Origin of the sequence: Leucobacter coleopterorum (assembly GCF_011382985.1) — a bacterium.
Classification (GTDB): Bacteria; Actinomycetota; Actinomycetes; order Actinomycetales; family Microbacteriaceae; genus Leucobacter; species Leucobacter coleopterorum.
In genome coordinates, this window is sequence record NZ_CP049933.1 from 1,253,732 (window position 1) to 1,275,292 (window position 21,561).

Annotated in this window: 13 protein-coding genes, 3 rRNA genes and 1 pseudogene; 14 read left to right on the forward strand and 3 right to left on the reverse strand. The window is 59.1% G+C overall.

Annotated features, from left to right (window positions below):
- The first annotated feature begins 15 nt into the window (after positions 1–15).
- From G7066_RS05835 to rlmN, 5 genes and pseudogenes are all read left to right on the forward strand, one after another.
- The gene (locus tag G7066_RS05835; protein WP_166329745.1) at positions 16–1,344 is read left to right on the forward strand and encodes a GAF domain-containing protein; all 1,329 of its coding nucleotides are present in this window, start codon (positions 16–18) and stop codon (positions 1,342–1,344) included.
- A gap of 89 nt (positions 1,345–1,433) precedes the next feature.
- Positions 1,434–2,956: pseudogene (gene exaC, locus G7066_RS05840) on the forward strand (acetaldehyde dehydrogenase ExaC).
- An 87-nt stretch (positions 2,957–3,043) separates the two neighbouring features.
- Positions 3,044–4,063, forward strand: a complete 1,020-nt coding sequence (adhP, locus tag G7066_RS05845; protein WP_166331929.1) for an alcohol dehydrogenase AdhP — start codon at positions 3,044–3,046, stop codon at positions 4,061–4,063.
- A gap of 105 nt (positions 4,064–4,168) precedes the next feature.
- A complete protein-coding gene (locus G7066_RS05850; RefSeq protein ID WP_166329747.1) occupies positions 4,169–4,594 on the forward strand; it encodes a DUF779 domain-containing protein in 426 nt (141 codons plus the stop codon).
- A gap of 34 nt (positions 4,595–4,628) precedes the next feature.
- Complete coding sequence (gene rlmN / locus G7066_RS05855) at positions 4,629–5,939, forward strand: dual-specificity RNA methyltransferase RlmN (protein ID WP_166329749.1); 1,311 nt, start codon at positions 4,629–4,631, stop codon at positions 5,937–5,939.
- Here rlmN and G7066_RS05860 read toward each other — a convergent pair.
- Together G7066_RS05860 and G7066_RS05865 are read right to left on the reverse strand one after the other, a co-directional pair.
- Positions 5,936–7,330 carry an MFS transporter gene (locus G7066_RS05860; RefSeq protein WP_166329751.1) on the reverse strand — a complete coding sequence of 465 codons (1,395 nt, stop codon included), beginning with the start codon at positions 7,328–7,330 and terminating at the stop codon, positions 5,936–5,938. The genes rlmN and G7066_RS05860 overlap by 4 nt on opposite strands.
- A 50-nt stretch (positions 7,331–7,380) precedes the next feature.
- Positions 7,381–8,439, reverse strand: coding sequence for an aminotransferase class V-fold PLP-dependent enzyme (locus G7066_RS05865; protein WP_166329753.1), 1,059 nt, complete (start codon positions 8,437–8,439; stop codon positions 7,381–7,383).
- Between the two features lie 81 nt (positions 8,440–8,520).
- Between G7066_RS05865 and G7066_RS05870 the strand changes: the two genes are divergently transcribed.
- The 6 genes from G7066_RS05870 (at position 8,521) to G7066_RS05890 (ending at position 14,022) form a co-directional block, all read left to right on the forward strand.
- Positions 8,521–9,474 (forward strand): LysR family transcriptional regulator, encoded by a 954-nt coding sequence (locus G7066_RS05870; protein WP_166329755.1) that lies wholly within the window; start codon positions 8,521–8,523, stop codon positions 9,472–9,474.
- Between the two features lie 159 nt (positions 9,475–9,633).
- Complete coding sequence (locus G7066_RS05875; RefSeq protein WP_244303320.1) at positions 9,634–10,506, forward strand: MFS transporter; 873 nt, start codon at positions 9,634–9,636, stop codon at positions 10,504–10,506.
- Positions 10,507–10,562: 56 nt separating this feature from the next.
- Complete coding sequence (locus G7066_RS15850; RefSeq protein ID WP_244303321.1) at positions 10,563–10,709, forward strand: hypothetical protein; 147 nt, start codon at positions 10,563–10,565, stop codon at positions 10,707–10,709.
- Between the two features lie 10 nt (positions 10,710–10,719).
- Positions 10,720–12,246: a glutamate--tRNA ligase gene (gene gltX / locus G7066_RS05880; protein ID WP_166329757.1), complete on the forward strand. Its 1,527-nt coding sequence runs from the start codon at positions 10,720–10,722 to the stop codon at positions 12,244–12,246.
- A gap of 53 nt (positions 12,247–12,299) precedes the next feature.
- On the forward strand, positions 12,300–13,286 hold the full coding sequence (locus tag G7066_RS05885) for an NAD(P)/FAD-dependent oxidoreductase (protein ID WP_166329759.1): 987 nt from the start codon (positions 12,300–12,302) through the stop codon (positions 13,284–13,286).
- A 13-nt stretch (positions 13,287–13,299) separates the two neighbouring features.
- Positions 13,300–14,022, forward strand: coding sequence for a queuosine precursor transporter (locus G7066_RS05890; protein ID WP_244303322.1), 723 nt, complete (start codon positions 13,300–13,302; stop codon positions 14,020–14,022).
- Here the strand turns inward: G7066_RS05890 and tgt are convergent.
- Positions 14,009–15,349: a tRNA guanosine(34) transglycosylase Tgt gene (tgt, locus tag G7066_RS05895; RefSeq protein ID WP_205881538.1), complete on the reverse strand. Its 1,341-nt coding sequence runs from the start codon at positions 15,347–15,349 to the stop codon at positions 14,009–14,011. The genes G7066_RS05890 and tgt overlap by 14 nt on opposite strands.
- 709 nt (positions 15,350–16,058) lie before the next feature.
- On the opposite strand from tgt, the gene G7066_RS05900 reads away from it, so the two are divergent.
- The 3 genes from G7066_RS05900 to rrf all read left to right on the forward strand — a co-directional run bounded on the left by G7066_RS05900 (position 16,059) and on the right by rrf (position 21,424).
- Positions 16,059–17,580 (forward strand): 16S ribosomal RNA (locus G7066_RS05900).
- A 493-nt stretch (positions 17,581–18,073) separates the two neighbouring features.
- Positions 18,074–21,175, forward strand: a 23S ribosomal RNA gene (locus tag G7066_RS05905).
- 133 nt (positions 21,176–21,308) lie between these two features.
- A 5S ribosomal RNA gene (rrf, locus tag G7066_RS05910) occupies positions 21,309–21,424 on the forward strand.
- Together the 16S, 23S and 5S rRNA genes form the textbook arrangement of a ribosomal RNA operon.
- Positions 21,425–21,561: the final 137 nt, after the last annotated feature.

A 21,561-nucleotide genomic window follows, 5' to 3' on the forward strand; every position in this document is an offset into this window, starting at 1 on the left:
GCCCATGGCGAACGGATGGCAGGCCCTGCGTCAGGGGAGTCCGTGCGCGATCGCCGACGCCTACTCGAACGGGTGCATGAGCAGTTTGTTGGGGCTACTGAGACGAGCGAGGCGCTACAGGGCCTCGCGCGGGCTGCGCTACGGCCAGTTGTGCTCCACTCTTGGATGCGTTCTCATCAGCGAACGATTGATCCGGATCGTGTGCCAGATCAGCTTGTTCTGACTCATGACGAACTGGCGGAACTGCGCAGGATCCACCCGCTCGGTCGTGTGCTCCCCGTGGTGCGAAGATTGTTGCTCGACGAGGCAAACGACTCGGGGTTTATTGTTGCTGTCGGTGATGCCGAGGGGCGATTGCTCTGGGTAGACGGCGACTCCGGGCTCCGTTCGGACGCCGAGAACATGGGGTTTGTTGCGGGAGCGGATTGGTCGGAGGCTGCGGTCGGCACGAGTGCACCCGGCAGTGCCCTGGCGCTCAACCACTCGATTCAGGTGTTGGGCGCCGAGCACTACAATCGCTCAGTCCATCAGTGGAGCTGCACAGCGGCTCCCGTGCACGACCCGAGCGATGGCTCGATCATCGGAGTGATTGACGTGACCGGCGGTGATGAGGCGGCCGCACCACATCTATTGCCACTCGTCGAAGCTACACTTGCGGCTGTCGAAGCAGAACTGCAACTTGCCGCGCTCCAAGCGACTATCGAACGGGAACGCACACGGGGTGGTTCGTTACGATCCCGCGCGGTTCCCCAGCGTGCACCGCGTCTACTAGTGCTTGGCAGGGACCCAGCAATGCTCGAATCGAGCTGCGGCTCGTTCCCGCTTAGCGGTCGCCACGCAGAGATTCTGCTCGCCCTCAGTGCCGCCCCGCACGGCCTGAGCGCCGCCGAACTTGCCGAACAAGTGTACGGGGATCGCAACCACGAATCGACGCTGCGCCCCGAACTTGTGCGACTTCGCAAATGGTTGTGCGCAAGCGAGGTCGACCTCGAACTGGAATCCCGGCCGTATCGCCTCAGCAGCGCGCTGAGGGTTGACGCGGGTGAGGTGCTGTCGGCGCTCTCACGAGGTGCGCACCGACTCGCGCTTGCCGCATATGAAGGTTCGGCGCTGCCATTCTCCGATGCCCCGCTCGCTGAGTCCTTGCGTGCCGACGTTGACGCTACGTTACGAGAGGCAATGCTGCAGTCGGCTGGAGCAGAACTGCTGTTTGAGTACGCTCAACACTGGGCTGACGAAGATGCCGAGGTGTGGCATACGCTGCTGACGATCCTGCCCCCGCTGTCGCCTCGTCGCGCACGAGTCGTGGCAAAACTCCAAACGATGGAGAACATGCAACGTTAGTGCAACCTTGCTCTGCGTAGTCTGACGGGTACCCGAGCGTGCGCAAGCGACTCGGGATTCACCTGACATCGACGTCAAAGGAGTCAACCATGGTTGTGTACGCTTCTCCGGGGCACCCCGAATCGCTGGTCATATTTCAAAGCCGTTACCAGCACTACATCGGGGCGAGTGGGTTGCGCCGGTAAAAGGCCAGTACTTTGAAAACCCAACCCCCGTCACCGGAAAGGTGTTCTGCGAGGTAGGACGCGGCACCGCCGAAGACATTGAAGCCGCGCTCGACGCAGCTCACGCGGCCGCACCAGCTTGGGGGCGCACGAGCCCGGCAGAACGCGCGGTGATCCTGAACAAAATAGCGGATCGCATGGAGCAGAACCTTGAGACGCTTGCCGTCGCCGAGACCTGGGACAACGGCAAGGCCGTGCGCGAAACCCTCAACGCGGACATCCCCCTCGCCATTGATCACTTTCGTTACTTCGCGGGTGCGATTCGCGCCCAAGAGGGCGGTCTCTCGCAGATCAACGAAGACATGGTCGCGTACCACTTCCACGAGCCTCTCGGAGTGGTCGGTCAGATCATTCCTTGGAACTTCCCGATCCTTATGGCGACCTGGAAGCTGGCACCGGCGCTCGCCGCGGGCAACGCGGTGGTGCTGAAGCCCGCGGAACAGACACCCGCGTCGATTCTGGTGTTGGCGGGGCTCATCGGCGACCTGTTGCCACCCGGGGTACTGAACATCGTCAACGGCTTTGGTGCCGAGGCCGGTGCGCCGCTCGCGAAGAGTTCGCGGATACGCAAGATTGCCTTTACCGGAGAGACGACCACCGGCCGCCTCATCATGCAGTACGCCTCCGAAAACATCATCCCGGTCACGCTTGAGCTCGGTGGCAAGAGCCCGAACATCTTCTTTGAAGACGTGATGGCGAAGGACGACGCCTACTTCGACAAGGCGAAGGAGGGCTTCACCATGTTCGCACTGAACCAGGGTGAGGTCTGCACCTGCCCGTCGCGCGGCCTGCTGCAGGCCTCGATTGCCGATGATTTTCTTGACGCGGTTGTTGATCGGACCGAGCGTATCGTCCGTGGAAACCCGCTTGACACCAACACGATGATTGGTGCCCAGGCTTCGAACGACCAGTTCGAGAAGATCAAGTCCTACCTCGATATCGGCCGCCAGGAGGGTGCGCAGGTGCTCACGGGTGGTGAGCCCGACGACCGCGGCGGTGAGTTCAGCGATGGCTTCTACATCAAGCCGACTATTTTCCGCGGCGACAACTCGATGCGCATCTTCCAAGAGGAGATCTTCGGTCCGGTTGTCTCAGTCACGACGTTCACCGACTTTGACGACGCCATCCGGATCGCCAACGACACACTGTACGGACTCGGTGCCGGGGTGTGGAGCCGCGATGGAAACACCGCCTATCGCGCCGGTCGTGCGATCCAGGCGGGTCGTGTGTGGGTGAACAACTATCACGCCTATCCGGCGCACGCGGCCTTCGGAGGCTACAAGTCGAGCGGCATTGGCCGTGAAAACCACCTGATGATGCTCGACCACTACCAGCAGACCAAAAACTTGCTCGTCAGTTATAAAGAGACGGCTGACGGCTTCTTCTAGATCGGTGTGCCGAGACAACCGTCAGCAGTATCGACCAATACCCCCAGGAGATAACCAATGAACGCAAACACCTCTAGGCCCACGACCATGCGTGCGGCAAGCGTGAGAACCCTCGGTGCCGCGCTCAAGATCGACGATGTCCCGGTGCCGAAACCTGGACCAGGGCAGGCGCTCGTGCGCGTACTCACATCCGGTGTCTGTCACACCGACCTCCACGCGGTCGAGGGAGACTGGCCGGTCAAGCCGAGCCCGCCATTCATCCCGGGCCACGAAGGTGTCGGCACCGTCGTAGAAATCGGCGACGGTGTCACCGAGCTCGCCGTTGGTGACCTGGTCGGTAACGCCTGGCTCTGGTCGGCGTGTGGGCACTGCGAGCACTGCCGCACCGGCTGGGAGACACTGTGTGAGAAACAGCAAAATGGTGGTTACTCGGTCGACGGCTCGTTTGGTGAGTACATGCTCGTCGACGCTACCTACGCGGCAGTGTTGCCAGCAGGATCCGATCCCGCCGAGGTTGCCCCGGTGCTGTGCGCAGGCGTGACCGTTTATAAGGGGCTCAAAGTCACGGGTGTGCGCCCGGGGCAGTGGGTTGTGATCTCGGGCATCGGTGGCCTCGGCCACATCGCCGTGCAGTACGCAGTAGCCATGGGCATGCGAGTTGTCGCAGTTGACGTCGCTGACGACAAGCTCGTGCTGGCAAAGCAGCACGGCGCCGAGGTCGTCATCAATGCTCTCAACGAGAACCCGGTTGAGGCGGTTCAGTTCGCAACAGGGGGAGCGCACGGTGTGCTTGTCACAGCGGTTCACCCCTCTGCCTTCGGTCAGGCGATCGGCATGACCCGTCGTGGTGGAACCATTGTGTTCAACGGACTCCCGCCGGGAGATTTCCCCGCTCCGATCTTCGACATTGTGCTTAAGGGCCTCACGATCCGTGGATCGATCGTGGGAACTCGTCAGGACATGATCGAAGCGCTTGATTTCTATGCGCGCGGCATGATTCACCCGACCGTCGCCGAGCGGCCGCTCGACGACATCAACGAGGTGTTTGAAGAAATGAAGGCCGGTGCGATCGACGGTCGCATCGTGCTGCGGCTGGCAGACGCCTAATTCGCAGCCGCCGTTGAGGGTCGCTGTCCCGGGTTCTGAATCTCTTCTCGGGGCAGCGACATAACATGGTGGTAAGCGGCACCGAGGTCGTAGAAGGAGGGCAAAATGTCCGGTCATTCGAGCGAGGATCGCGGGCTCGTCAGCGCCCGCCCCGAAATGCCGGGGGAGCACGAGAGTCGCCTGGCCTTCACCCCGGCCGCGGTCGAACTCATCGACCGGCTCTGGGTCGTGCACGGTCCGCTCATGTTCCACCAGTCCGGTGGTTGCTGTGATGGCAGTGCACCCATGTGCTACCAGAACGGTGAGTTCAAAACGGGGGCACAAGACGTGCTGCTTGGCACGCTGGAGCTGCCCCCACTCGAGGGAGGTTCAGGATCACCGCGCGAGATCCCGTTCTGGATGTCTCGCGAGCAGTTCAACGTGTGGGCCCACACCCACCTGACTATTGACGCGATTCCTGGTCGCGGTAGTGGGTTCTCGCTTGAGGCCCCTGAGGGTCAGCGCTTTTTGATCCGCTCGCGCCTGCTGTAGCCCATCGTCCAGCACAACCTGCAACAATGGTGCGGTGGATCCGAACAAGCTCAATCACACCTCAGACGCATCGAAAGCCAAAGCTGAAGCCGCTGGCTACAAAACGACGCGCCCGCAGGTGCGCCCGAAAACGGAGGGTTGGAAACAACTCGCAGATCCCGATGGTCGACCGACGCTGCAGTTTGCATCGCCGCGTGTCAAGCAACCAGCAACCCACCTTGCCGATATGACGCTTAAGGAGCGTGAGGCGAAGGTCGTCGAAATGGGGCTGCCAAAGTTTCGTGCGAAACAGATTTCGAAGCACTACTTTGAGCACCGCACCACCGACCCCGAGCAAATGACTGACCTGCCGAAGGATCGCCGTGGCGAAATGGCGGAGGCGTTTTTCCCGCCGCTGCTCACCGAGGTGAAGCGCCTGGTTACCGATGACGGTGACACGGTCAAATTCTTGTGGCGCCTGTTCGACGGTGCGCTCGTTGAGTCCGTGCTGATGCGCTACCCGGGCAGGATTACGCTCTGCGTGTCGAGCCAGTGCGGCTGCGGCATGAACTGCCCGTTCTGCGCAACCGGGCAGTCGGGACTTACCCGCAACATGTCGACCGCCGAGATCCTCGACCAGATCGTGCAGGCGAATCGCGTGATCGAAGAGGGTGGCCTCGGGCACACTCGCAAAGCCGTGAACGGTGCCGAGCCCGAGCGCGTGAACAACATCGTGTTTATGGGCATGGGGGAGCCGCTCGCCAATTACAAGCGCGTCATGAATGCCGTGCACCGCATGATCGCCCCATCACCTGAGGGGCTCGGCATGTCTGCGCGCGGCATCACAGTATCGACAGTGGGGTTGGCTCCCGCGATCCGCAAGCTCGCCGACGAAGAGATCCCGATCACCTTCGCCCTGTCGTTGCACGCGCCCGACGACGAGTTGCGCGACGAACTGATCCCGGTGAACAGCCGTTGGAAGGTCAAGGAGGTGCTCGACGCCGCCTATCACTACTACGAGAAGACCGGCCGTCGGGTCTCGATCGAGTACGCACTCATTAAGGACATGAACGACCACGCCTGGCGCGCAGAACTCCTTGCCGACAAGCTCAACGAATACGGCAAAGGCTGGGTGCACGTGAACCCGATCCCGCTGAACCCAACGCCCGGCTCTATCTGGACCTCGTCAACACGCGAGGTGACGCGCGAGTTTGTGGATCGCCTCAACGCAGCCGGTGTGCCGACCACACTGCGCGACACTCGTGGCAAGGAGATTGACGGCGCGTGTGGGCAGTTGGTAGCAACCGAGCAGGATCGCGCTGACGCCGACGCGGCGGTCGGGGCCGAGGTTGTCTTAAGTTCCTAAGTTCCTAAGCTGTTTGGTTCAAGCTCCCCGGCAGGGTTGCGGATCCCGAGAAATGAGACAAGCGATCCCGCGAGAAATAGCGCACCAGTCACGATAGCTGCCGAGTGGAACCCAGCGAGGTTCAGGCTCCCGCCGACGATGCTCGAGAGTAGTGCGATCACAATGAGTCCGGCCACGCGCGAGATTGCGTTGTTTACCGCTGAGGCGATGCCGCTGCGTTCGGGGCCGATGGCACCGAGGATGGTCGCAGTGAGTGGAGCGACCATCAGCGACAGTCCGAGACCCATCACGATCATCGACGGCAATACTTGCCACCAGTAAGAAAATGGCTGACCGACCCAGAGCAGCATAAAAGCTCCGATGCTGAGCAGCAGCGGGCCTACAGACATGAACAGACGCGGCCCATACTTGCCCGAGAGTGTGCCAACCTTCGAGCTCAGCAGCACCATCAGAATTGTGATCGGCAGGCTCGCGAGGCCGGCGAGTGTGGCGGTCAGCCCCGGGCCGTCGGTGTTCTGCAGATACACCCCAATAACAAAGCCGTTGAGTGACAGTGCTGCGTAGATGAACAGGGTCGCGAGGTTGCCCGTCCAGAAGTTGCGCACACGAAAAAGACTGAGGGGCAGGATCGGCGATACCGCGCGCGTCTGCCACCACAGGAAGCCCGCAAAGAACAGCACCCCTGCGAGCAGCGGGATCCAGATCTGCGGGCTGGTCCAACCGTGGGCTGGCTCCTCGATCAGCGCCCAGACCGCAAGCCCGAGCCCCAGCGCGGCCGCTGCGCCTCCCGCCCAGTCAATGCGCACGCCCGTTTGCCGGTCGTCGGTGCCTCGTAACTGCACGAGCATCCAGAGCGTGATCGCGATAGGAATCACGCTGATGAGAAAGACCAGTCGCCAAGACAGGTAATCGGTGAATAGCCCACCCATGAGGGGGCCAACGATCATCGCGCCGGTTGTCGCTGCCGTCCATACACCGATGGCCTGGCCCTGCGCGGCGCCCGAGATACGAGAGGTGATGAGTGCAAGTGAACTTGGCAGCAAAAACGCACCCGCTGCGCCCTGCAACGCACGCGCTGCGATCATCATCTCAGGATTAGCAGCGAAGCCAACCGCTATTGACGCGATCCCGAATCCGACGAGCCCGATGCGCATAATGAACACACGCCCGTAGGCATCTGCGATTGATCCGGCCAGCAGCATGAGTGCGCTGAGTGTCACCAGGTAGCTGTCGACCACCCACTGCTGTGTTGCGAGGCCACCACCGAGATCTGCCGCAATTCGAGGCAGCGCCACATTGGTCACCGAAGCGTCAAGTGAAGTGACGAACGACGCGAGAATCGCGATGGTGACAACGAGCCGCTGCTGCTCGGTGAGGGCGTGATCGGTCATGCGAGCAGTTTACGTCTCAGCTCGCGGCCGCGTCAGGGGTGGGTGCGGTACTAACGCCCTAGCGCTCTCCCCAGCAACTCCACGTCCGCGGTCGTATTCCAAAGATGGAACGAAATTCGTGCGTTGCCTGCGCGGCCCGAAGCAGTGATTCCGGCCTGCTGCATGGCCGCAAGTGCTGTGCCTTCGGGATCGGCCCACGTCACAATTGCGGACTTACCCTCGGCCAGTCCAAGTACCTCTCTGGCTGAGTTCGCGAGCGCAAGGTCGTGAGCGTACACGAACGCAGAGTCCAACTCGGTGAAGAGTTCCAGTGCCGCGGCGGTTCCCTCGATAACGGGCCAGGCGGGTGACACACTGAATCGGCCAGCTCCCTCTGCGAGGGGCGTGTGGCCGGCGTAGCAGGATCCCCACACATCGTCGGCGGAGCACCATCCGGCTGCGATAGGAGTGAGTGTGTCGTCGAGGCCCGCCCTGACAGTAAGGAACGCGGTGCCTCGAGGTGCACACAGCCACTTGTAGGCGTGGCAGACGGTGTAGTCGAAATCGCTGGCACCGATGGGCAACCAGCCGAGTGACTGGGTGAGGTCTACGCAGGTGCGCGCGCCGACTGCGGCGGCGGCACTCTGGATCGCGGCCGCGTCGGCAACAACACCCGATGCGGATTGCACAAGCGAAAACGCGACGAGCGAAGTCTTGGCGTTGACAGAGGAGGCCAGCTCCGGCACTGGTACATAACGCACGGTCACCCCGCGACTGCGAAGCTGTTCAAACGGATGCGTCAGCGAAGCAAAATCGCCTGAGGCGCACAGTACCTCACCACCATCGGGCACTGAGGTGGCGACGATCGACACCAGCTGTGATACCTGTGACCCAATTGCGACTCGGTCGGGCGCTACTCCCGCGATCGTAGCGAAGAGCTCGATGCAGCGATCAGCTTCCTTCCCAATGGCCCGGGCGTCCATCGTTCCAGCAACCCAGGAATCAACAAAGTGGTGCATGGCCGCGCTCGTTGCGTGGCTGGGAAGCCCGCCCGTACACGCGGAAAGATATCCGGGCGCCGGTGAGAACTGACTCTGCAGGAAAGCGGAGGTATTGACGGATTCAGTCATGCAGCCAGGTTAAGCGACGGCTCCATATAATGAAAGTGAAAGATTCTTATCATTTCCCTCATCCTGGGTTATGATTGCCGCATGACCACGATTCGCAGCGCCGATCCACTGGGTTCAATCGACTCGACTGAGCTTCGCATTCTGCATGCCCTCGCACTGTCAGGCTCGCTCACTGCAACCGCCGCTCAGCTCGGCCTGAGCCAGCCGGCGGTGAGCCAGCGCATCAAGCGCGTCGAGACCAGGCTTGCGGTTCCCCTCATTGAGCGCAGCGGACGTGGCATTCGACTTACGCCAGCAGGCAAGATCCTCGCGGAACACGGCCGCACCGTCGTCTCCGAGATCGATGCTGCGCTCGCGGCGATCGACGACCTACGCGGCGAGCGTGCGGGCACGCTCCGTCTAGTGGGCTTCCCCTCCGCGTCTGCAACCGTCGTCCCCTCGATCATGCGTTCACTAGCCGCGCAGGCGCCCGAGGTCTCGCTGCAATACCGTGAGGCTGAGCCGCCCACAGCGACGGAAATGCTACGCGATGGCGAGGTCGACTGCGCGCTCGTCTTTGATTACCAGGGCGCCGCTGAGTTGCCCGCCGGTAGTGCTTTCATGCCGCTGTGGCGCGAAGAAGTGAGTCTGGTCGTTTCAGATGAGCGCGCGGGCGACGCAACGTCGGCAACGCTTGGCGAGTTCTCTGAAGAGCACTGGATCGCCGGCTGTGAAAAGTGCCGCGGACACCTGTTGACAGCCGCTGGTGAAGCTGGATTTGAACCTGACATTATTCAAGAGACAGACAATGTTCCCGCGATGCTCGCGATGGCCGCCGCGGGCGGTGCGGTTGCTCTCGTGCCCGGTCTTGCGCTCGCGGCTGCCCGCACACTGCCAGAGGATGCGAGAGCCTTACCGCTCACCCCGCCCCGCTACCGCACCATCGGTCTTGTTTCGATGGTCACTGCTAACGAGAGCCCTCAGGTCAAACTCGCGAAGCGTTTGCTATCCGAAGTTGATGGCAGCTGCTGGGGATTGGCACCCGTTGTCGACTAACGCTTTCGCAATTCAAGCTCACGTGCAGCGCCGCACTGTCACAGTGCTGGCGCTCGCCACGATCCTCGGCGGTCTTGGCGTGGGGCCTCGCTGTCGGCGGGTGCTCTGCTCATTGCCGACATTACAGGCAACCCCGCGCTGTCGGGCCTCGGCTCCACCATGAACGCAGTCGGTGCTGCAATCGCGGGTATGCCACTTGCGCGCCTTGCGGCGAAGAGTGGGCGTAGGATCGCGCTTGCGACCGGCAACCTCACTGCGGTGGGCGGCGCGGCGCTCGTCATTGTCGCAGCGGCCACCCACATTGTGCCGCTCCTATTTGTAGGTCTCGCGGTGCTCGGCATTGCCGTGGCGGTGCAGCTGCAATCGCGATTCGCCGCTGCCGATCTCGCGCTGTCCGAGCGGCGCGGGCGAGATCTTTCGCTTGTCGTCTGGTCAATCACCATTGGTGCGGTCACCGGGCCAAACCTCATTGGTCCGGGGGAGTATCTGGGCATAGCCCTGGGACTCCCCGGTCTCGCTGGTATTTTCATCTTCACGATCGCTGCTCAGCTGGCCGCAGCCTGTGTTGTGTGGTTCGGCTTGCGCCCAGATCCTCTGCTCGAGTCACGCCGTCTTGCGACCGCCGTTGAAAAGAAGGGCGGATCCGCGGCGCCCACCGAGGCATCCGCCGAAGTGCAGAGCTCACCGACCCAGCAGTACCTCGCGATAGCGGTTATTGCACTCGCTCACGCTGTCATGGTGGGCCTCATGGCGATGACTCCGCTCCACCTGACCCACCACGGTGGCAGTATCGAGCTCGTTGGGTTTACCATCAGCATCCACATCGCAGGTATGTACGCTCTCTCTCCCGTGTTCGGTTTCCTCACCGGACGCTTTGGCGCGATCCCCGTTGTGTTTGTGGGATTCGGGGTTCTTGGACTTGCCGCGATTGGCACGTTCTCAGGGGTGAGAGTGTGGCGATTATTCAGACGGCGCTTGTGTTGCTTGGTATCGGGTGGAGCATGGTTACGGTTGCAGGCGCGACTCTTCTGACGAACCTGACACCACTTGCGCAGCGCCCACGAAGACAGGGGCAGTCAGACACAGCGATGAATGCAGCGGGGGCCCTCTTTGGAGCCGCTTCCGGCGTCATTTTTGCGTTAGGTGGCTTTCCGACGCTTTCGGTTGTCGCCGGTGTGTTGATTCTCTTGGGGATCGCGGCCGCTGCGCGGCTCGCCACTGTTACGCGAGGGTAGACTATTGGGGATGGCACACACCGAGACCCCCCAGTTTTCAAACGCGACCGGTTCCGACGTTCGCGTCCGTTTCTGTCCCTCTCCGACGGGCACACCCCACGTTGGCATGGTTCGTACCGCCCTGTTCAACTGGGCATACGCTAGGCACACGGGTGGCACCTTTGTGTTCCGCATCGAAGATACCGATGCTGCGCGCGACAGTGAAGAGAGCTACGCACAGATTCTCGATTCACTGCGCTGGCTCGGGCTCGACTGGGACGAGGGCATTGACGCTGGCGGCTCGCGGGGACCGTACCGCCAGTCGCAGCGTGGCGACATCTACCAGGGCATCATTGCCCAGCTGGTCGATGGGGGATACCTCTACGAGAGCTACTCGACAGCCGAAGAGATCGATGCTCGTAATGAGGCAGCTGGTCGACCAAAGCAGCTCGGCTACGACAACTTTGATCGTAATCTGACTGAGGAACAGCGCGCGGCGTTCCGGGCAGAGGGTCGTCAGCCCGCACTGCGTTTCCGAGTCCCCGAAAGCGATCTGTCCTTCACCGACCTGGTGCGCGGTGACATCACGTTCCCTGCCGGCTCGACAATCGACTTTGTTGTGGTGCGCCCGAATGGAGCCCCGCTGTACACACTGGTCAACCCGGTCGACGACGCACTCATGGGCATCACCCACGTGCTGCGTGGTGAAGATCTACTCTCTTCGACCCCGCGCCAGATTGCGCTCCACCATGCACTCGTTGACCTTGGCATCTCAGAGGCGATCCCGCAGTTCGGGCATCTTCCTTATGTGATGGGCGAGGGGAACAAGAAGCTTTCGAAGCGCGATCCCGAGTCCAACCTTCTGCATCACCGCGAGCGTGGCTTCATCCCCGAGGGGTTGCTCAACTATCTGTCGTTGCTCGGCTGGTCCATCGGGCCTGATCGCGACATCTTTACGAGCGAAGAGATGATCGCCGCGTTCGATGTGACTGATGTCAACCCCAACCCTGCGCGCTTCGATCAGAAGAAGGCTGACTCCATCAATGCGGATCACATTCGCCTGCTGAGCGAAGAAGACTTTGGTGAGCGGATCCGTCCGTACCTCGTTGCGAGCGGTGTGCTGCCGATCGAGCCAAGCGCGCACCAGAAAGAGATCATCCGTAAGGCCGTGCCGCTGGTGCAAAGCCGAGTGACGGTGCTGTCTGAGGTATCGGCAATGCTGGGCTTCCTGTTCACCTCGGTTGAGGCGCTTGAATACGAAGACGACGCGATGAAATCCCTGAAAGAGGATGCGCCCCAGGTTCTTGCCGCAGGCACTGCGGCGCTCACGGAGATCTCAGAGGCAGAGTGGAACACCGAACGGATCCAATCCGCTCTGCAGACCGCTCTTATCGATGGACTCGGGCTCAAACCCCGCGTTGCGTTTGGTGCGCTCCGTGTCGCCGCTTCGGGTCGCCGCGTCTCACCACCTCTGTTTGAATCATTCGAGTTGCTGGGCCGCGAGGAGTCCCTCGCGCGGCTCGCAAAACTTGAGGGTCGCCTCAGTGCTGAGTCCTAGCGGGCAAGTTGTAACTCTTCCGGTCCACTAATACAACTAAAGGAGAAGCTGTCGTGCAAGAGACTAAGCTGCCTGTCGGAGTTGCGATCATCGGTGGGGGTCCTGCTGGCCTTTCAGCGGGACTGCAGTTGGTGCGCGCGAACCGCCGCATCACGGTGCTCGACAGCAATCGGCCCCGGCACGCGGCGACCCTGCGTTCGCACGGCTTTTTGACCCGGGACGGTGTTCCACCGCTTGAGGTACGCAGGCTTGCGCGTGAGGAGTTCGAGGCTTACCCAACCGCCAAGGTCGTGCAGGCCGTGGCGAGTGAGGTAACCCCGCTGAGCCGAGAAGAAGCGCTTGAAGTTGGTTTTCCTGACGGCATCGGTTTCCGAGTGCGCGGCACCGGAGTGCGCGGGGCCGCAGACGCCGAGGTGATTTCGCGTCGAGTGTTGATTGCGGCTGGTCTCACCGAGGATCTGCCTGACCTACCGATGATCCGCGCCTACTATGGCACCGCACTGCACAGCTGTGTTGAGTGCGATGGATTTGAGAAGAGCGACAAGCCACTCGTGCTGATCGGTGAGACGAGCGATCTGTTTGCGAGGGCGTTGCTTATCAGCCGAATCAGCTCAGACCTCATCGTGTTCACAAACGGTGCTGACACAATCACACCCGCGCAAGAGGAGCAGCTCTCCAAGATCGGGATCCGCGTCGAGCGTCGACAGATCGACGACATTGTTGGCGAGAAAGCCGACATGACCGGGGTTCGTCTTACTGATGGCGAGGTCATCCCTCGTGTAGGTGGTTTCGTTCGCCCTCGCTGGCATGCACCCGTCGAGTTCCTGGGTGAAAACGCGATTGAGCGCGATGACTGGGGGCTTGTGGTTGTGGACAAGCGGGGTGAGACTTCCGTGCGCGGCATCTACGCCGTGGGTGACATTGTTCCTCCCGGACCACAGCAGATTGTGATTGCTGCCGGCGACGGAGCCCGTGTTGCAGCGAAGCTCAATATGGACATGATTCGCGGAGCGTTGGGAGTGGGCCTCATTGATGAGTGAGACGGAGCAGAGAGTGAAACAGGACGCAGCGGAATCGTCTGATTCCTCGAAGTACTTGACGCCGGGCGCTCGTGCCGCGGCAAGCGGTGCGCGCTACGCGACGATTTCTGCTGTCTTCGTAGGCATTCTGCTGATCTCAAACGTGGTGGCCGTGAAGCCGATCGCCTTTGGCGCGATCCCGTTGGGCGACTTCTCGCTGCCGCTAGTTTTCGACGGAGGAGTTTTTCTCTTCCCGCTCGCTTACGTCCTGGGTGATGTGCTTGCCGAGGTGTATGGATTGAAAGCCACTCGGCGCACAATTTTCACGGCGTTTGCTCTGGCTGCGTTGGCTTCACTGACGATCCTTGCAACCCAAGTTTCACCACCCGCTGCTGGCTGGGAGAACCAGGAAGCGTTTGCCGCAGTGCTCGGGTTTGTGCCGCGCATTGTTATTGCGAGCCTTGCCGGTTTCCTTGCGGGTCAGCTGCTCAACGCGTGGGTTATGGATCTCATGCACCGCCGCAGCAAAGGCCGCTTCCTGCGATCTCGTTTGATCGTGTCGACGCTCGTAGGGGAGCTCGCCGACACTCTGCTGTTTTGCACCATCGCTTTCGCGGGCATTATCACGGGCATCGACTTTGTGATGTATGTCGTGCTCGGCTACCTAGTGAAGGTACTTGCCGAGGTAGTGCTGCTGCCCGTGACGACGCGAGTGATCCGAATCGTGCGCCGCGCCGAAGAGGCTATTGCGCATTAAGTAGGCGGTGCTTGGCTGCAGCCTCGCGTGCAAATTCTGCACCGTACTGGCGCCCGAGCACCTCATCGCGGAGTTCGGCAAAGGTGCCGTCGACGATGCTCGCGCGAATACGGTCAACGAGGCGCACAATAAAACGCTCGTTGTGAATCGTCGCGAGGGTTGAGCCCAGCATCTCCTTTGCCTTGAAAAGGTGGTGAAGGTAGGCAGCGGTGTAGTTCTGGCAGGTATAGCAATCGCACTCTGTGTCGAGTGGCTCAAAACTGCGACGCTGCGCTGATGCCTTCGCATTGATGCGGCCCCGCGAAGAATACATGGTGCCACCGCGGGCCTGCCTCGAGGGTGCAACACAATCAAATGTGTCTGCGCCCGCGGCGATGGCCGCGAACAGGTCATCAGGTTCTGAAATGCCAAGTAGGTGCCTCGGCTTGTTTTCGGGGAGCTCATCGTTCACCCACGACACGATGGTGCCGAGACGACTCTTCTCAAGTGCGCCACCGATCCCGAACCCGTCGAACTGCTGTTCAGGTGCTTCGGCGCCCGTCATGGTGGCCAGACCAGACGCTGCCTTTCGGCGTAGATCCTCGTATTGCGCTCCTTGAACAACCCCAAAAAGTGCCTGATACGGACGGTGCGTGCGCTCTGCGGTTAGCCGCGCGTGCTCATCGAGGCAACGAACAGCCCAACGAGCGGTGCGGTCTACTGAGTCTTCTTGGTAGATGCGGGTGTTCATTAGAGTGGTGCACTCGTCAAATGCGAAGATGATGTCTGCGCCGAGCTGATGCTGGATCTGCATGGAGACCTCGGGTGTAAAGCGGTGGCGATCCCCGTTGAGGAATGACTTGAAGGTGACTCCGTCTTCATCGACGTGAGCCAGTCGCTCCTTTGTTGAGGCGATCACCTCGGTGCTCGCATATTCTTCCTCTGCCATAGAGATGACCTTCTTGAAGCCGACGCCGAGCGACATAACCTGGAAGCCGCCCGAGTCGGTGAAGGTCGGGCCACTCCAGTTCATAAACTTGCCGAGCCCACCTGCCTCGTCGACAAGATCGCTGCCTGGCTGTAGAAAGAGGTGGTAGGCGTTTGCTAGTACCGCCTGCCCGCCGAGATCCTTCACTGTTTCTGGCAGCATCGCCTTGACCGTTGCTTTGGTGCCAACCGGAATAAAAGCCGGGGTCTGGATCTCGCCGTGAGGAGTGCGGATCGTTCCCGTGCGTCCGAGAGCCTGGTCGCGGGATCCGCGGGCACCTCCCTCTTCCAGGCGATGTTCGAGAGTGAAGCTGAAATCAGAGGAGCAGGGCTGAGTGTTTGGGGGAGTGGAGTCGTTCACCCGACTATTCAAGCAGGTGTGTTGATTGCTTGGCTGTGCTTCTTGGATTGGCACAGTGCTCCGGCGCGCCCGGGAAACGTGGCGTGCGAGGCAGTTTCGCTGGTTTTGAACGAGTTTTGGGGCGAGCGCGAAACGGACGCCTCCGAGGTCCGGATACCGAGATCCGCATGATTCTGCGGAGACACGCCCGGGTTGGGTACACGCTTTGCCACCCCTGCCCGATCCGCGTAATGTTTTCCCTTGTCAGCGAGACGGTGCGGGAAGCGAAAGCGGCCCGGATCGAAAGCCTGAATAAGATCCCACTCAAGGATCACATTCGAACTTGATTAGTCATGTTCTCGTGTGTAGAGTAGGGAACCTCATCTCACCGAAACCGTGACAACACCAACGGGTGTATCATGTTGGTGCCGAGAATTGAATGATTCGGCTAGCCTGGTTTTTCAAGGTTGTTTTGGTAGGTTTGGAAAGTTGCTTTTCGGAAGCCCGGTTGGGTGTGTACGGGGGTGTCTGGTCCTTGAGAACTCAATAGTGTGCACTTTAATTGTCAAATGCCAATTATTTATCCCGTCGCTGATCACGTTTTGTGGTTGGTTGATGGCGATTCCTTTTGGACAAAACATATATGAACGTCAGTAATGATGTTTGTTTTTTTGTCAGGTTGAACTCGTTCACGTTCTAGCTTATTCCGCTGGTCGTGGGCATGTAATTTTTTACGGAGAGTTTGATCCTGGCTCAGGACGAACGCTGGCGGCGTGCTTAACACATGCAAGTCGAACGATGAAGCCCAGCTTGCTGGGTGGAAGAGTGGCGAACGGGTGAGTAACACGTGAGTAACCTGCCCCTGACTCTGGGATAAGCGCTAGAAATGGCGTCTAATACTGGATATGACCTATCACCGCATGGTGTGTGGGTGGAAAGATTTATCGGTTGGGATGGACTCGCGGCCTATCAGCTTGTTGGTGAGGTAATGGCTCACCAAGGCGACGACGGGTAGCCGGCCTGAGAGGGTGACCGGCCACACTGGGACTGAGACACGGCCCAGACTCCTACGGGAGGCAGCAGTGGGGAATATTGCACAATGGGCGCAAGCCTGATGCAGCAACGCCGCGTGAGGGATGACGGCCTTCGGGTTGTAAACCTCTTTTAGTAGGGAAGAAGCGAAAGTGACGGTACCTGCAGAAAAAGCACCGGCTAACTACGTGCCAGCAGCCGCGGTAATACGTAGGGTGCAAGCGTTGTCCGGAATTATTGGGCGTAAAGAGCTCGTAGGCGGCTTGTCGCGTCTGCTGTGAAAACCCGGAGCTCAACTCCGGGCCTGCAGTGGGTACGGGCAAGCTAGAGTGCGGTAGGGGAGATTGGAATTCCTGGTGTAGCGGTGGAATGCGCAGATATCAGGAGGAACACCGATGGCGAAGGCAGATCTCTGGGCCGTAACTGACGCTGAGGAGCGAAAGCATGGGGAGCGAACAGGATTAGATACCCTGGTAGTCCATGCCGTAAACGTTGGGAACTAGATGTAGGGCCTGTTCCACGGGTTCTGTGTCGTAGCTAACGCATTAAGTTCCCCGCCTGGGGAGTACGGCCGCAAGGCTAAAACTCAAAGGAATTGACGGGGGCCCGCACAAGCGGCGGAGCATGCGGATTAATTCGATGCAACGCGAAGAACCTTACCAAGGCTTGACATATACGAGAACGGGCGAGAGATCGTCAACTCTTTGGACACTCGTAAACAGGTGGTGCATGGTTGTCGTCAGCTCGTGTCGTGAGATGTTCGGTTAAGTCCGGCAACGAGCGCAACCCTCGTCCTATGTTGCCAGCACGTTATGGTGGGAACTCATGGGATACTGCCGTGGTCAACACGGAGGAAGGTGGGGATGACGTCAAATCATCATGCCCCTTATGTCTTGGGCTTCACGCATGCTACAATGGCCGATACAATGGGCTGCGATACCGCGAGGTGGAGCGAATCCCAAAAAGTCGGTCTCAGTTCGGATTGGGGTCTGCAACTCGACCCCATGAAGTCGGAGTCGCTAGTAATCGCAGATCAGCAACGCTGCGGTGAATACGTTCCCGGGCCTTGTACACACCGCCCGTCAAGTCATGAAAGTCGGTAACACCCGAAGCCGGTGGCCTAACCCTTGTGGAGGGAGCCGTCGAAGGTGGGACTGGTGATTAGGACTAAGTCGTAACAAGGTAGCCGTACCGGAAGGTGCGGCTGGATCACCTCCTTTCTAAGGAGCACTCAACCCCTTGTGGGTTGCAGAATGGCTCGAACAGTGGCGAATGTTCACTGCGAGCTGCTCATGGGTGGAACATTCGACAAGACAAGTCTTGATTCATTCGTCTGTGTTAGTACACCGGATCCTTTGTGGGTCTGGTCGGAACAGGTGGGCGACTCGAGTGAAGGCTTTACTTAAGTGCATACTATTGGGTCCTGAAGGCCCAGCCACCACGGTAATGGTCGTTCCCTGAATTTGGGGAGTGGTTGTTGGTGTGGGAACTGAGTCTTCGACCCTGGGTTGTGGAACATGTTGTCCATGGCGCGGGGATCGACCGTACGTTGAGAACTACACAGTGGACGCGAGCATCTTTCAAGACAAGGATGTGCTTCTCTCCTTCGCGGAGAGTAGTGCTTGTCTTGTCTTGAGATACTTTATTTTTAATTTCATTGGTCGCACACCATTTTTTGGTGTGTGTCTTTTTATGATGATTATGCTTATGTGATTTCAAGTTTTTAAGAGCAAACGGTGGATGCCTTGGCATCTGGAGCCGAAGAAGGACGTAGTAATCTGCGATAAGCCTCGGGGAGCCGATAAACGGGCTGTGATTCGAGGATTTCCGAATGGGGAAACCCCGCCAGGGCGCTTGCGTACCTGGTGACTCCCGCCTGAATATATAGGGCGGGTAGAGGGAACGGGGGAAGTGAAACATCTCAGTACCCCAGGAAGAGAAAACAACATGTGATTCCGGTAGTAGTGGCGAGCGAAACCGGATGAGGCTAAACCAGTCATGTGTGATACCCGGCAGGGGTTGCATGGTTGGGGTTGTGGGACATGCCTGAGTGGTCTGCCGGCCACTCGACGTGAATGTGTAGCTATAGGAGAACCGCTTGGAACGGCGGACCGGAGTGGGTGAGAGTCCCGTATCCGAAATGGTGGCACTGCGTGGTGTGTATCCCAAGTAGCACGGGGCCCGAGAAATCCCGTGTGAATCTGTCAGGACCACCTGATAAGCCTAAATACTCCCAGATGACCGATAGCGGACTAGTACCGTGAGGGAAAGGTGAAAAGTACCCCGGGAGGGGAGTGAAATAGTACCTGAAACCGTTTGCTTACAATCCGTTGGAGCACCCTTGTAGGTGTGACAGCGTGCCTTTTGAAGAATGAGCCTGCGAGTTAGCGATATGTGGCGAGGTTAACCCGTGTGGGGTAGCCGTAGCGAAAGCGAGTCTGAATAGGGCGATTCAGTCGCATGTCCTAGACCCGAAGCGAAGTGATCTATCCATGGCCAGGTTGAAGCGCGTGTAAGAGCGCGTGGAGGACCGAACCCACTTAGGTTGAAAACTGAGGGGATGAGCTGTGGATAGGGGTGAAAGGCCAATCAAACTTCGTGATAGCTGGTTCTCTCCGAAATGCATTTAGGTGCAGCGTTGCGTGTTTCTTGCCGGAGGTAGAGCTACTGGATGGCCGATGGGCCCTACAAGGTTACTGACGTCAGCTAAACTCCGAATGCCGGTAAGTGAGAGCGCAGCAGTGAGACAGTGGGGGATAAGCTTCATTGTCGAGAGGGAAACAACCCAGATCACCAACTAAGGTCCCAAAGCGCGTGCTAAGTGGAAAAGGATGTGGAGTTGCTGTGACAACCAGGAGGTTGGCTTAGAAGCAGCCACCCTTGAAAGAGTGCGTAATAGCTCACTGGTCAAGTGATTCCGCGCCGACAATGTAACGGGGCTCAAGCACGCCACCGAAGTTGTGGCATTCATATAACAGGTAGGCCTTCGTGGTCCAGCCGTATGGATGGGTAGGAGAGCGTCGTGTGGCGAGTGAAGCGGCGGTGTGAACCAGCCGTGGATGCCACACGAGTGAGAATGCAGGCATGAGTAGCGAAAGACGGGTGAGAAACCCGTCCTCCGGAAGACCAAGGGTTCCAGGGTCAAGCTAATCTTCCCTGGGTAAGTCGGGACCTAAGGCGAGGCCGACAGGCGTAGTCGATGGACAACGGGTTGATATTCCCGTACCGGCGGTAAACCGTCAAAGACCTAACGAGTAGTGCTAAGCAAACTGAAGCTTCACGGATCCTTCGGGTGATGTGGGGTGGAGGCTGCGAACCCAAACTCGGGTGGTGAGCGTGAGGTGTGACGCAGGAAGGTAGCCTGTGCCGGGCGATGGTTGTCCCGGTGTAAATGTGTAGCCTGTCGATTATTAATAGTTTTCGGCTTTGGGTGAGACATGATGCGGACCCGTATGGGGAAGCAGGTGATCCTATGCTGCCGAGAAAAGCATCGACGTGAGGTTTGCTGTTGCCCGTACCCCAAACCGACTCAGGTGGTCAGGTAGAGAATACTCAGGAGATCGAGATAATCATGGTGAAGGAACTCGGCAAAATGCCCCCGTAACTTCGGGAGAAGGGGGGCCATCCACTTATTAGGATTTACTCCGAAAGGGTGTGGTGGCCGCAGAGACCAGTGGGAAGCGACTGTTTACTAAAAACACAGGTCCGTGCTAACACGCAAGTGGACGTATACGGACTGACGCCTGCCCGGTGCTGGAAGGTTAAGAGGAGAGGTTAGACTTTCGGGTCGAAGCTTTGAATTTAAGCCCCAGTAAACGGCGGTGGTAACTATAACCATCCTAAGGTAGCGAAATTCCTTGTCGGGTAAGTTCCGACCTGCACGAATGGCGTAACGACTTCCCAGCTGTCTCCACCGTGAACTCGGCGAAATTGCACTACGAGTAAAGATGCTCGTTACGCGCAGAAGGACGGAAAGACCCCGTGACCTTTACTACAGCTTGGTATTGGTGTTCGGTGTGGCTTGTGTAGGATAGGTGGGAGACTGTGAAGCAGGGACGCTAGTTCTTGTGGAGTCATTGTTGAAATACCACTCTGGTCATATTGGATATCTAACTACGGACCCTGATCGGGTTCTGGGACAGTGCCTGGTGGGTAGTTTAACTGGGGCGGTTGCCTCCTAAAAAGTAACGGAGGCGCCCAAAGGTTCCCTCAGCCTGGTTGGCAATCAGGTGGCGAGTGTAAGTGCACAAGGGAGCTTGACTGTGAGACTGACAGGTCGAGCAGGGACGAAAGTCGGGACTAGTGATCCGGCAGTGGCTTGTGGAAGCGCTGTCGCTCAACGGATAAAAGGTACCTCGGGGATAACAGGCTGATCTTGCCCAAGAGTCCATATCGACGGCATGGTTTGGCACCTCGATGTCGGCTCGTCGCATCCTGGGGCTGGAGTTGGTCCCAAGGGTTGGGCTGTTCGCCCATTAAAGCGGTACGCGAGCTGGGTTTAGAACGTCGTGAGACAGTTCGGTCCCTATCCTCTGCGCGCGTTGGAAATTTGAGAGGATCTGACCCTAGTACGAGAGGACCGGGTTGGACGAACCTCTGGTGTGCCAGTTGTTCTGCCAAGGGCATGGCTGGTTGGCTACGTTCGGGATGGATAACCGCTGAAAGCATCTAAGCGGGAAGCCGGCCTCGAGATGAGATTTCCGTCACCCTTTGTGGTGGTGAGGCTCCCAGTAGATGACTGGGTTGATAGGCCAGATGTGGAAGTGGGGTAACTCATGGAGCTGACTGGTACTAATAAGCCGATGACTTGACTTCAACCCCAACACTCTTTCAGGGTGGGTGGGGACATGAGAGAATTTTGTAACGATAATCGCGTCCGCTTTGTGGTTCTTGACGTACGGCCACACACTCCTAAAATGAAGTGGGGTGTGGGACATGTCAATAGAGTTACGGTGGTTATAGCGTCAGGGAAACGCCCGGTCACATTCCGAACCCGGAAGCTAAGACTGACAGCGCCGATGGTACTGCGAGGGGACCTCGTGGGAGAGTAGGACACCGCCGGACAACTTTTAGAAAGGGCTCCCTCGGAGCGACAATCGGTGACGATTGTCAATCCGAGAGGGCCCTTTCGCATTTTAGAGGGCATTGCAGGCCAAGGATCTGGGTGCTCGGTTTCCGATAAGCTTTGTTTTGGGAACCAA

What these genes read in the sequence shown, in the direction of transcription:
- G7066_RS05835 (WP_166329745.1), top strand. Translation starts at nt 16, where the DNA reads ATGGCAGGCCCTGCGTCAGGGGAGTCCGTGCGCGATCGCCGACGCCTA.
- adhP (WP_166331929.1), top strand. Translation starts at nt 3,044, where the DNA reads ATGCGTGCGGCAAGCGTGAGAACCCTCGGTGCCGCGCTCAAGATCGAC.
- G7066_RS05850 (WP_166329747.1), top strand. Translation starts at nt 4,169, where the DNA reads ATGTCCGGTCATTCGAGCGAGGATCGCGGGCTCGTCAGCGCCCGCCCC.
- G7066_RS05860 (WP_166329751.1), bottom strand. Translation starts at nt 7,330, where the DNA reads ATGACCGATCACGCCCTCACCGAGCAGCAGCGGCTCGTTGTCACCATC.
- G7066_RS05865 (WP_166329753.1), bottom strand. Translation starts at nt 8,439, where the DNA reads ATGACTGAATCCGTCAATACCTCCGCTTTCCTGCAGAGTCAGTTCTCA.
- G7066_RS05870 (WP_166329755.1), top strand. Translation starts at nt 8,521, where the DNA reads ATGACCACGATTCGCAGCGCCGATCCACTGGGTTCAATCGACTCGACT.
- G7066_RS05875 (WP_244303320.1), top strand. Translation starts at nt 9,634, where the DNA reads ATGAACGCAGTCGGTGCTGCAATCGCGGGTATGCCACTTGCGCGCCTT.
- G7066_RS15850 (WP_244303321.1), top strand. Translation starts at nt 10,563, where the DNA reads ATGAATGCAGCGGGGGCCCTCTTTGGAGCCGCTTCCGGCGTCATTTTT.
- gltX (WP_166329757.1), top strand. Translation starts at nt 10,720, where the DNA reads ATGGCACACACCGAGACCCCCCAGTTTTCAAACGCGACCGGTTCCGAC.